Consider the following 11,501-nt stretch of genomic DNA (forward strand, 5'->3'; position numbering starts at 1 on the left):
ATTGCTAAGCCCATGTATAAAAAAGACAAACAGGGAATGATCATTGTTTTGATCGCTTTGACTTTGTTTTTAGCCATTTCAATTGGTTTTAAATTTCAGAGTGCTGTTATTGCTTTATCTATTGCACTTACTGTCATTCTAGTTCAATTACTGTCAAATCTGCATGAGCGTTTAACTCATTTAGAACAGCAGTTTTCTCAGCAGAAAACGCCACTTTATTCTATTCACATGCAAAGAACAGTGATTTATGCAGCAGCCTTGGTTGCATTAGTTGCTTATATCAATCATTGGATGTGGATTGCTGGTGGGGCTTTACTGGTTTTATTGCTATGTTTGATTCAAACCATCAGTGCATTTCATACTCGACTATTATACCTCGAGTCAGCAAAACAAACTGTTCATGTAAATGAGACCATACAAACAGAAGTTATAAATCCTGTAATAGAACAAGTTAGTTCCAATAATACAGACACGCTAGTCCCAGTGGGAACGGCGCCTTTAAATCAAACAGAACAACCAGCACATGTTCAGACCGCATGGTGGCAACCAGCCGTAGATTGGATGATTCATGGTAATCCAATCTTAAGAGTTGCTGTTGCTGTGCTTATGGTTGGGGTAGTGTTGCTATTACGTTTTGCAAGCGAGCATTGGCAACTTAGTTTAGGTGTGAAACTTGGATTTATTGCGATTGCTGGAGGTGTGTTAACGGCATTTGGGTATACATTGCAAAAGAAAAATCAGCTTTTTGCTGTGGCACTGCAAGGTGTCGGGCTGGCTGTTGTATTCCTGACACTTGTGTTCTCACATCATTTTGGTGTAATTGCCAACCTAACTACAGCGAGTATTCTGTTTACGATTTTATTAGCTATTACGGTATTCCTGAGCTTAAAACAACAAGCTATTTATTTGACAATATTAGCACTGGGTATGGCTTATGCGGCTCCTTTAGTTATTCCGCAATATCGCCCTGATGTAACCTTCTTATTTAGCTATTACTTAGTAATTAACTTAGCAGTTGCTGCGGTTAATTTTATTCAGCCTTGGAAAATCTTAAATCAAATAGCTTTTTTTGCCACAATGTTTATTGGTGGTAGTGCAATCGCATTTTATGCAGAACCCGCAAAATTTAATACATTAGACTGGATTTTGTGGTGCCATATCGCGCTGTTTATTTGGCTTAGTGTTCGTTATAGCCAAAATATATCTCGGACGTCAGCAAGTGAAAAACAAGAAGGCATTCGTTTACCTCCGCTCTTGGATGTTGGTCTTATTTTTAGTGTGCCAGTACTGGGCTTTACCCTTCATGCCTACTTAGTACATGAGTCTACACAAGCATTGACGATTGGTGCAGCCGTCTTGGCAGGTACCTATGCAGTATTAACTTTCTGGATTAAAAAAACTCATCCACAGCTTTCGGTCCTTGCAAAAAGCTTTTTCATTCTCGCGGTTGCGTTTTTTGCCTTAATTTTCCCGCTTGCAAAAGGAGCACATTGGACAGCAATTGGTTGGGTTGCTCAAGGTACGGCTTTAATTGTTTGGGGAGTAACTGAGCGCTACCGTTTAAGCCGATATATTGGTGTAGTTTTAGTTTTACTTAGCTCTATTGCACTGTTTTATCAGGTGTGGGCAAATGAAGAGTTCCCAACGCTAAGCACAAGCATCTATGCAATTGCCCAATTTATTTCTGCCTTTTATTTATTGCAATACAACAGTAAAGAGCAACGCTATTTTAGCGCAAGCATGTTTAGTGGCATTTTCTTGTGTTTAGGGATGTATGCGGGTGCTGTAGCTGGTGTAGAAATCATGGCATGGCATCATCATGCTTTGAGTCCATATTTGATGTTCGCCGTAGTTCTAATCGCAATATTTAGCGCAGTTGTTCACTATAAACTTCGTGTGCACTGGCAAAGTTTGCAGTTAATTTTAATTAGCCTGTTACTGTTGTTAGTTTTGGGTGAAGCCTTTGCGAGTCAAGTGTTTACGTTGTTTAAATGGGTAGACTCATTACAACAAACTACTTTCTTAGTCGCTACCATTATTCTTGGCAGCTTATTTATTATGGCTCAACCGGAGTCGGATGAGTCGGTATACTTAAACGTCTGGGCTGGTTTAAGCTGGTTGGCGTTAGCAATAGTTGGTTTGGCGATCTTTCCACAAATGCCAGTTGTTGCTCTGGCTTTTATCCCTGTGGTTTATTCGCTTTGGGCGTATAAGGCTCATAAAACTGCATTGTTACATCAAATTCCGGTTTGGTGTTTAAGCTTAATTTGGTTGCTAGTTGTGAGCGTTGATCGCCGCTCTGCTGAGTACCTTTATTTTGTTCCTTTATTTAACTTAACTGATTTTCTTTCTATTGTAGTATTTGCAGGTCTGCTCTTTATTATTTATCAACATGCTTTTGAGCAAGATAAATCACTAGAGTGGACTTTTAAAATTACAACAATTTTAGCTGGGTTATTGGTATTCAGTAGTGTGGTCGTTAGGGGCTTACATCATTACTGGGGGACACCACTATGGAGCTTAGCAATTTGGACGAATGGTGAAGTGCAGTTAAGTTTGACATTGCTTTGGGTCATTTTGGCATTTGTATTAACTACATTCTCAAGCCGTAAAATGATTCGTCAACTCTGGTTTGTAGGCGCTGCACTTTTAGGTATTGTGGTATTAAAGTTGATTTTACTTGATCTATCACAAAGTGCGACATTAACTCGAGTCATTTCGTTTATTGGGGCAGGTGGAGTAATGTTAATTATTGCTTATCTTGCGCCATTACCCCCGTCATCTACCGTACAGAAGAATCAAGAGCCTAAGCTTTAGGCTCTCGTTTTAATTCTTTTTGATTGCTATATTGATCGATATCGTCTTCAGCAAAACCAGTAGACGGTCGATCAATCAAGCCCATTTTAGGAACAGGAATTTCAATTCGGTTATCTAAAAATCCATTTCTGATTCGTTCTTGCATTTCATCACGAACTTTTAAAGAGTTCTCTTGTCGACACCACATCGTGAATAAAAGCTCAATTGATGATTCCCTGAATGCGGTAACCGTAACTGCAGGTTTGGGATCATCCAGTACAAGTGGATAATGAGCTGCTACATTTAGTAGAACCTCACGGACTTTAATAATATCTTCGTGAAAGTTGATTGCGAGCGTAATTGGGATACGTCGTATCGGATATTTAGACAAGTTGTGTACAGGCGCACGAATAAGCTGTTCATTCGGCAAACGAATATAGACATTGTCGAGTGTAAGTAATTTTACCGAAAGCAAATCAATTGAAATGACTTCGCCTTCAATTGTATTACCACGAATGAGAGTAATCTGGATCGTATCACCGACTTCAAATGAACCTTCACCAATCAAAAATAAACCACTAATCAAGTTACTGGCAGATGTTTGCGATGCAAAACCGAGTGCTACAGTTAAAATCCCTGCTGCACCAAGGAATACACTAAGTTTGAACCCAGCTTCTTTCAAACTTGTCATGATGAAGAGTAAGAAAATGAAATAAAAAATACCACGGCGCCATACAAGGCGTTGGTGAGCATTAAAACGTGAGCCAATGGTTCTAATAAATGTATTCGAAATAATACGAGCAAGAACAAAGCCAATGAAACACAGTACAACAGCGACTAAAATTTCACTAATACGTTCGGTATTGATATTGGTAAATATACTTTTGAGGCTATCAGCGATATCTTTTGGAATATTTGAATCGGCCATATAAACCTCTTAAAAGAATGAATCAAACATATTGAATAATGCTCCACCAGGTGAGCGTGGTGGGTGAACATAGGTCACTTCACCAGCAAGAGGTGGCGTACGGTTTTCAATACGAATACGTGCCGGACGATCAGAACCCTCATAATAAACTTTAATTTGAGAAGTCCACAAACGACCTGTACTTTCACTATAAAAAAGAGGAAGGGCGGTAACTGGCACATTCATACGATCAAAGCGTAATTGATGATTACTTGTGTTGTGAAAGTCGATTGGAGTAACAGCACGGAAAGCGCGTGGTGTTAATAGATTCAAATCAGTACGGCCATCCACGGAAGTGGCATAACAGATTTCTCCTTGCTGCGCATTAGGACCAAACCACGTATCTTTAGGCTGAATCACAGGAATCTCAAACAAAGGTTCATGCTGACTTTCAACTAAGCCTGCAATCCATAATGGTGTGCTGATATATAGAGTCCCACGTTGACCTGCTGGAATGTAAATAGGATCAACAGGTTTTATGACCACAGAACGATCTGCCAGACGTGGCATCAGTAAAAATTCTGGATTAGTCTTTCGAAACATGTAACGTTCTACTTGAACCGTATGCGGAAAGGCAAAATGTGGATCGGCAATTGGGTGCCAATCTTGTTCATTATCATCTTGGAGAGATGGACGATAATATTCGATGCGCCATTCTTTTATGCCACGTGTTAAACGAAAGAGCATTGAACCGAATTGCCATGCTTTGGACTGGTTAATTTCAAAGTGCTGTTCACCCCACCATTTTAAAGAATTCTGGGGGCGAGGCTGATATTCATTATTTTCAAACAAGACGCAAAATTCCTCTACCGAGTTGTTAAACAGACTTCACGCTGTAATCTGCTTAGAGTACACTCAAAATCATCTTACTCATCATTATAAATTGTGATGCAAATATTGAAACAAATACAAGTTCCATATAGTTTTGCCAAGCGTCATGGTGTTTTATTTCGTTATGACGGTGATCAGGTATTTATTATTAGACGTCAAAACACTGAAAAAATTGCATTACAGGAAGCAAGACGCATCTTGGGTAAGCCAGCTCATTATCAATTATGTACTGAACAAGAATTTAATACGCTCTTAAGTACGAGTTACGCAGGTGATACAGGGGAATCACAACAAGTTGCAGCTGGTTTAGAAGATCATCCGGATTTATTGAGTTTGGCCGATCAGGTTCCTGAAACAGAAGATTTGATGGACCAAGAAGATGACGCACCTATTGTTCGTCTGATCAATGCACTTCTCTCTGAAGCAATTCGAGTAGGGGCTTCTGATATTCATATTGAAGCTTTTGAAAAGAAACTATCTGTACGATTACGTGTAGATGGCCAATTGCGTGAGATTGTACAGCCACGCCGTGAATTGGCGCCTTTACTGGTTTCGCGTATTAAAGTTATGGCGAAGCTCGATATTGCTGAAAAACGTGTACCACAAGATGGTCGTATTTCTTTACGTCTTGCAGGCCGTGAAGTGGATGTGCGTGTTTCAACTTTGCCATCGTCACATGGTGAAAGGGTCGTTATGCGTTTGCTTGATAAACAAGCGGGCCGACTCAACATGACTCACTTGGGTTTAATGGCTAATGACTATGAGCGTTTAACTCAGTTAGTACATCGTCCCCACGGTATTATTTTGGTCACAGGGCCTACTGGCTCGGGGAAAACGACCACCTTATATGCAGCCTTATCTGATCTAAATGACAATACCCGTAATATCTTAACTGCTGAAGATCCAATCGAATATCAACTCGAAGGTATTGGTCAAACACAAGTGAATACCAAAGTGGATATGACATTTGCTCGTGCTTTAAAAGCAATGTTACGTCAAGATCCAGATGTGGTGATGGTGGGGGAGATTCGTGATTTAGAAACTGCTGAAATTGCAGTTCAAGCATCTTTAACAGGACATTTAGTTTTATCAACACTACATACCAATACAGCTATTGGTGCAGTTACTCGACTTAAAGATATGGGGATTGAACCCTTCTTATTATCAAGTTCTTTAATTGGGGTGATTGCTCAACGTTTGGTTCGTACTTTATGTCCACATTGTATGACATGGCGTGAAGCAGATACTTTTGAGAAACAGGTTTTTCAGCATATTAATAATGAACCGTTGTTGCAGTTACCTGAAGCTAAAGGGTGCGATCATTGTTCACATTTAGGTTTTAATGGACGTACAGCGATTTATGAAATCGTACCAGTTGATGAACCTATGCGCCGTCTGATTCATGGTAACGCAGCTGAATATGAATTAGAAAATCATGCTCGTGAGTATTCAGGTTCTATTCGTGACGATGGTTTGCGCAAAGTACTTACAGGTAAAACTACACTCGAAGAAGTACTTCGCGTAACCAATGAGGCAAGTGAAGCATAATATTTAAGATGTAAAAAATGCCCGATTTGATTCGGGCATTTTTTAAATATCAAAACTTATTCAGTCACAATATTAAACGTCACATCAATATTATTGCGAGTTGCATTTGAATATGGGCAAACAATATGAGCTGCTGCAACTAACTTTTCAGCTTCTTCACGATCCATACCCACTAAGTAAACATTTAAAGTCGCTTCGATGCTAAAACCTGTAGGAATTGGACCAATACCTACTTCACCTTCTACATAAGCGTCTTTGCTAATGTTAAATTTATCGCGGTTTGCAACAAATTTTAAAGCACCTAAAAAGCATGCTGAATAACCAGCTGCGAATAGTTGCTCTGGATTTGTTACAGCACCACCAGCGCCACCCATTTCTTTAGGTACACCAAGTTGTACATCTAATACGCCGTCTGATGAAGTCGCACGGCCATCACGACCACCGGTTGCTTTAGCTTTTGCACGATAAACAACTTTTTCTAATGACATCGTTTTTATTCCTAAAATAAATTGAATACAAATATATCGTACACGACTTAATTATTTTGACAAGTATATTTTTTAAAAAAATTGCTGTTTATTTGACTAAGTTTGTACGGAGTTTAGTAAGTTGATCTTTAAGGCCGAGTAGTGTTGTCATATCACATGAACTTGCTTCTAATACGCCTGATGGAATATGGATTGCTTGATCTTTTAATTTTTTTCCTTCATCACTTAGCGTAATAATCACTTGTCTCTCATCTTGAGTTGAACGGGTACGATGAAGTAAATGCGAGGCTTCTAACTTTTTCAAGATAGGAGTGAGGGTAGATGATTCTAAAAAAAGTTTAGCTCCAATTTCTGAAACAGTCACTTCATCCTGCTCCCATAACACTAACATCACTAAATATTGGGGATAGGTAATGCCCAAAGGTGCTAGAAGTTTTCTGTAGAGTTGATTAAGCGCTAAATTCGTTGAATAAATGAGGAAACATAATTGATTCTCAAGCTTTAAGTTTTGACAGTCTTGGTCCATATCTTCCTCAAAGAAACTAGTATTGCTTTTGTAGTATATCGCGTTCTATTCAGTTTCTTAAATGTTCATAAGAATAGGTTATGAATAAAGTAAATTAAGGGATATAAAAAATGGAATAATTACATCAATTATTCCATAAGATAAAAATAGTCTAGATGAAAGTGTTTACCACAAATCTGCAATCTTTTTCATTAAACGCGCACGATACTTCGCAGTAGGATTATTTGCATTACGTTGCTGCTCTTGTTCATAAAAATCTTGCCATGCAGTAATCATTTCAAGCGTAGTTCCTTGTTTTTTAATTACAGAAACATCTGCTGGCTGAATATTTTCTAAACGTTGTCTTGCACCTTCTGCGCCTGTACCCCAACCAATAATTCTTTGGCCAAAAGCGGGCAAGGGGATATTTTTAGGAGTTTCTGGAAGAATATCTGATTTGAGCTGTGCAGTAGGCGAAACAAAATGGTTTGTTGTACCAAGCTCTGCATAACAATGAATATTTGCCCCCAAGCAAAAAATGCTAAATAAGTATTTCCACATGAATAATTAAACTTTTAATAATGAATCAATTTACGGTGAGTCATGAGAGGCATTGAAGAGCGGACGAGTTCTTGTGCTGTTAAATCAAAGGGTACAGTGATTAAACCACTCCCTTCATATCCAATCATACTTAAAATTTGACCACGACTATCTGTTGCCCCAGAGTGTCCCCAGGTTTGTCGTTTTTCACCATGCCAGCCCTGTTGTGCTGCGCCTAAAACATAACATTGGCTATCCATTGCCCGAGCTTGTAGCAAAAGCTGCCAGTGCATTTGTCCAGTTGTATAAGTAAATGCAGCAGGGGCAGTAAGAATATGAGCGCCTTGTTGTCTCAGAGTTAGAGCAAGCTCTGGAAAACGTAAGTCATAACATACCATTAAGCCAATATTGCCAAAAGGGGTAGATGTGACTACTACGTCTGTTCCAGGTTCAAAGAAACGAGACTCTTGATAACCACCGACAGCATCACCCACTTGTACATCAAATAAATGGATCTTGTCATAACGTGCTTCTGTACGCTCAGGGCTAATACAAAGACTAACCGTCCGGACTCGACCATCTTGAATGGTAGATCCATCTGGACGAAATGGGCATGGTAAGGTACCGGCCACAATCCAGATTTGATATTGATGTGCTAGTTTCTCAAGCCGTTGTTGAATAGACTCAAATTGCTCAGCTGTTTCGCGTTGTTTTCCAGCTGCAAAACATACAAAGTTTTCGGGGAAAACAATCAGGCTAGCATTTTGCGCCTTACTTTGTTGAATCAACGACTCAATGACTTGAAAATTATTTTCAATATCATCTTGAGAGTTCATTTGAGCAACAGAAATAAGGGTCATATTCTAATAATCCGGCTTAATGATTAAAGTCAGGCATTTTGCTTATCTGATACCTGTTCAAGCGTATCTTGTTCTTTCTGTAACTGCTTCACAAGTGGCTCAAACATATTCTGATTGTTTGCATTGAGTTTCATCAATGTCTTATGTGCATCCAGAACTGTTCTTAGCATTGCATTATGAGTGATCTGTTCATCAGTTAACGTTAATGTGCAAACGTTGGGATCGCCACAGTAATTCAAAATGACAAAAACCTGCCCTAGCCCCATACTGTTGGCTAAGGTTGTGATATCTGGATTGGTAGATAGCATCACAGCTTGAATATGATGAGTTTGTTTAAGCTTTAAACCTAGCTTAGCTAGGATGCCTAACACCGTACTATCAATAAATGTTGTTTGGGTTAAATCAACGATTGCACCAACAACATTCTCTTGCTGTTCAATTCTGTTTAAAAGTTTGTCTAGACTTATACAAGAATGGGCTCGCACTTCACCAATAAGTTTGAAAATATGCGTTCCATTTAAACTTGCATATTCAACATGACCTGTTGACATATAAATGCCATTTTCAGAGAAGGATAGAAAAATTATCACATAGTGCCATCGCAGACTCAAGAGTCCTTAAGTCGTATATTATGTAATTAATTGATTTGTAAATTAATTCATTCGACAAAGACTGAAAATGGCAATGTCATCAGCCACATGATCGGGTGCTTGGAATGATTGATTTTGCAAATGATGAACCAATTGTTGGAACTGATCATTTAACCCACCATCAAAAGGTTCAAGTGCTCCATCTGAGCAAACAATGAAGCGTGCTTGATGATTTAATGTACAAACATGCTCTTCAACTTCGAGTTCATCAGTCAAGCCTAATGGGAAACTACTTGTTGTTAAAATTTTTGGAGCTTGATTTGGTTCAAAAATGATAGGAGGAGGGTAGTGCCCAGCACTTGACCAGCGAAGTGTATGTGTTTCAAGGTTTAAAATACCCACCACAATCGTAATGTGCTTTTCAATATTCTCTTGAACCAACATTCCATTTAATTTTTTTATTAATTGTCTTGGGGTTTTAGAGCGGCCATGGAAAGCTGCCATCCAAGAAGTTAATAAACTACTGGTCACACCATGTCCTGAAACATCGGCAAGATAAAATAAAACTTCCTTATCGTTTAATTTCCAGTAGTCATACCAATCACCAGAAAGATAAGCTGAAGGCTGAAAGAAAGTTTCGACTTGATAATTTAATAAATCAATTGGATTAGGTAATAGTCTTTTTTGTAGTTCAGCAGCTGAAGGTAAATCACGACTATCTTGATTACGTTTATATTGAGCATCGATTCTTGATAATGCTTTATTTAAATCGTTAGGTAGTTGATTCCATACCCAACCTGCAAGAGCACCCGCTTCCCAAGCTTGAGCTAAAGCACTACCTTCATGTTCAAAAGCAATGACAATCGTTGGTAAATTCCATTTATATGTCAGGAAATCTTGTACATCTGCTATTGCAATGATGGTTGGATCATATAAATCTAAATCATCTATGTTAATGACTTGTAAGCCTGGCAATTTATCCAAAGCTTGCTCTAAATAAGGGATAGAGCGTGTCGGTTTAATAAAATACATAGAAGAGATGGTAGTCCTTTTATATGATCACTTTATTCATCATAGAGTATGTTTGATCAAAATCAAGGTATTGCCCAACTCTTATCCGGGCAATACCTCGATTTCATCTTTTAAGGGTTTTGATTCTCATCTGGTGTATCTTCTGAGTCATCATCAATGAAAGATACATCAGCTGAGTCGCCCTTTTTCTCTGCAATTTGGAATGCTTTACGTTGCAGATATAAATCTCGAATCATGGCATATTGATCACCTTGTAAGGTCTGATCTAGGTCTAGATATTGAGCGCGTGTATCAACCGCTTGTAACATATTACTTGACCAATAAAGACCCTCTTGATCATCCATAACATATTTCTGTGGACGTGCTTGGGCGTCTACTGCTAAACCAAAACCATCACGTAAGGTACTTGGCCCGAAAAAAGGCAACATCAGGAATGGGCCAGAAGGAACACCATAGTAACCAAGAGTTACACCAAAATTCTCTTCTTCAGTCGGTAAACCTAAACGGCTGGCAGGGTCAGCTAATCCAAGAGTCGTTAATGTATTAATTGTAAAGCGACCTATGGTTTTTGCTGCACGACCAGGGCGACCTTGAATAAGCTGGTTAACAGCATTCCAAGGTTCTCCAAGATTTTTACGGAACTGACGATAAGAACCACGGACATCTTCTGGAGTCTTTTCTCTATATTGCACAGCAACTGGGCGTAAAAAATTTCGATCCAACATGTCGTTAAATGAGTAAATTGGACGATTTAATGATTGTAATGGGTCTTTTACAGGATCTGGTTGTGCTGCATTCGCATTAATTTTTAAATCTTTAACTTTAATATTTTTTAAATCTTTAATAATTTGTGAGCGCGTATGAGTCGGTGCTGTTTCTTCTAGTGAGCTAGCATCAGAAGATTCACTTATAGTATTTTCTTGAGCATATAGAGAGGTACAAACACCTACAGATAATACGCTTAGTAAAATTAAATTAGAATAATTCATATAATTCCTTAACCGCCAGCCAGGCTAATACTTAAATGTGCAGTTGGGTGGAGATATGTTTTAATACAAAATTGATAACCTATTATCAATGTAAAATTGATCAAATAATATAGATAAAATGCTAAAAAGCTTAAAAAGTATCCAGTTGATGATATTGATTTAAAAAAAAGGTTGCAAAGGGAATTTAATGGTCTATAATGCACATCCATCGGCGGTGATGCAGATAGAAACTTGTTGAAAAACAGTTACTTGTGATTAAGTTGGTTGCTTTAAGTGATGAATTTGATGGTAAGTTGGTTTGAGAGATAAGTTTTAAAAATATCGAAATTACCTGTTGACTTTTAAGAGATTAAGA

General features: G+C 38.4%; 11 protein-coding genes. 2 read left to right on the forward strand and 9 right to left on the reverse strand.

Annotation, left to right across the window (positions count from 1 at the left end; all coding sequences use genetic code 11):
• Window positions 1-12: 12 nt before the first annotated feature.
• Complete coding sequence (locus MKL51_RS00715) at window positions 13-2,817, forward strand: DUF2339 domain-containing protein (protein WP_057062612.1); 2,805 nt, start codon at window positions 13-15, stop codon at window positions 2,815-2,817.
• Here the strand turns inward: MKL51_RS00715 and MKL51_RS00720 are convergent.
• Window positions 2,807-3,724, reverse strand: a complete 918-nt coding sequence (locus tag MKL51_RS00720) for a mechanosensitive ion channel family protein (RefSeq protein WP_005066312.1) — start codon at window positions 3,722-3,724, stop codon at window positions 2,807-2,809. The two genes, MKL51_RS00715 and MKL51_RS00720, sit on opposite strands and share 11 nt — an antisense overlap.
• A gap of 9 nt (window positions 3,725-3,733) precedes the next feature.
• Complete coding sequence (locus MKL51_RS00725; RefSeq protein WP_002117309.1) at window positions 3,734-4,555, reverse strand: hypothetical protein; 822 nt, start codon at window positions 4,553-4,555, stop codon at window positions 3,734-3,736.
• A gap of 96 nt (window positions 4,556-4,651) precedes the next feature.
• Between MKL51_RS00725 and gspE the strand changes: the two genes are divergently transcribed.
• On the forward strand, window positions 4,652-6,142 hold the full coding sequence (gene gspE, locus MKL51_RS00730; RefSeq protein ID WP_005066314.1) for a type II secretion system ATPase GspE: 1,491 nt from the start codon (window positions 4,652-4,654) through the stop codon (window positions 6,140-6,142).
• A gap of 56 nt (window positions 6,143-6,198) precedes the next feature.
• Here gspE and MKL51_RS00735 read toward each other — a convergent pair whose 3' ends face one another.
• From MKL51_RS00735 to MKL51_RS00765, 7 genes are all read right to left on the reverse strand, one after another.
• Entirely contained in the window at window positions 6,199-6,630 is a 432-nt protein-coding gene (locus MKL51_RS00735; RefSeq protein WP_005066315.1) for an organic hydroperoxide resistance protein, read from the reverse strand.
• 88 nt (window positions 6,631-6,718) lie between these two features.
• On the reverse strand, window positions 6,719-7,156 hold the full coding sequence (locus MKL51_RS00740; protein WP_005804299.1) for a MarR family winged helix-turn-helix transcriptional regulator: 438 nt from the start codon (window positions 7,154-7,156) through the stop codon (window positions 6,719-6,721).
• A gap of 165 nt (window positions 7,157-7,321) precedes the next feature.
• Entirely contained in the window at window positions 7,322-7,696 is a 375-nt protein-coding gene (locus MKL51_RS00745) for a DUF4951 domain-containing protein (protein WP_005066318.1), read from the reverse strand.
• Between the two features lie 14 nt (window positions 7,697-7,710).
• Window positions 7,711-8,535 carry a carbon-nitrogen hydrolase family protein gene (locus MKL51_RS00750; protein ID WP_005066320.1) on the reverse strand — a complete coding sequence of 275 codons (825 nt, stop codon included), beginning with the start codon at window positions 8,533-8,535 and terminating at the stop codon, window positions 7,711-7,713.
• Window positions 8,536-8,564: 29 nt separating this feature from the next.
• A complete protein-coding gene (gigB, locus tag MKL51_RS00755; RefSeq protein ID WP_002117273.1) occupies window positions 8,565-9,086 on the reverse strand; it encodes an anti-anti-sigma factor GigB in 522 nt (173 codons plus the stop codon).
• Between the two features lie 102 nt (window positions 9,087-9,188).
• Window positions 9,189-10,157, reverse strand: coding sequence for an RsbU family protein phosphatase GigA (gene gigA, locus MKL51_RS00760; RefSeq protein ID WP_002117221.1), 969 nt, complete (start codon window positions 10,155-10,157; stop codon window positions 9,189-9,191).
• Between the two features lie 110 nt (window positions 10,158-10,267).
• A complete protein-coding gene (locus tag MKL51_RS00765) occupies window positions 10,268-11,146 on the reverse strand; it encodes an MlaA family lipoprotein (RefSeq protein WP_002117157.1) in 879 nt (292 codons plus the stop codon).
• Window positions 11,147-11,501: the final 355 nt, after the last annotated feature.

The sequence above is a fragment of the Acinetobacter sp. AOR18_HL genome (genome assembly GCF_027855145.1).
GTDB classification, from domain to species: Bacteria; Pseudomonadota; Gammaproteobacteria; order Pseudomonadales; family Moraxellaceae; genus Acinetobacter; species Acinetobacter pittii.

What these genes read in the sequence shown, in the direction of transcription:
- MKL51_RS00715 (WP_057062612.1), top strand. Translation starts at nt 13, where the DNA reads ATGTATAAAAAAGACAAACAGGGAATGATCATTGTTTTGATCGCTTTG.
- MKL51_RS00720 (WP_005066312.1), bottom strand. Translation starts at nt 3,724, where the DNA reads ATGGCCGATTCAAATATTCCAAAAGATATCGCTGATAGCCTCAAAAGT.
- gspE (WP_005066314.1), top strand. Translation starts at nt 4,652, where the DNA reads ATGCAAATATTGAAACAAATACAAGTTCCATATAGTTTTGCCAAGCGT.
- MKL51_RS00735 (WP_005066315.1), bottom strand. Translation starts at nt 6,630, where the DNA reads ATGTCATTAGAAAAAGTTGTTTATCGTGCAAAAGCTAAAGCAACCGGT.
- MKL51_RS00740 (WP_005804299.1), bottom strand. Translation starts at nt 7,156, where the DNA reads ATGGACCAAGACTGTCAAAACTTAAAGCTTGAGAATCAATTATGTTTC.
- MKL51_RS00745 (WP_005066318.1), bottom strand. Translation starts at nt 7,696, where the DNA reads ATGTGGAAATACTTATTTAGCATTTTTTGCTTGGGGGCAAATATTCAT.
- MKL51_RS00750 (WP_005066320.1), bottom strand. Translation starts at nt 8,535, where the DNA reads ATGACCCTTATTTCTGTTGCTCAAATGAACTCTCAAGATGATATTGAA.
- gigB (WP_002117273.1), bottom strand. Translation starts at nt 9,086, where the DNA reads ATGTCAACAGGTCATGTTGAATATGCAAGTTTAAATGGAACGCATATT.
- gigA (WP_002117221.1), bottom strand. Translation starts at nt 10,157, where the DNA reads ATGTATTTTATTAAACCGACACGCTCTATCCCTTATTTAGAGCAAGCT.
- MKL51_RS00765 (WP_002117157.1), bottom strand. Translation starts at nt 11,146, where the DNA reads ATGAATTATTCTAATTTAATTTTACTAAGCGTATTATCTGTAGGTGTT.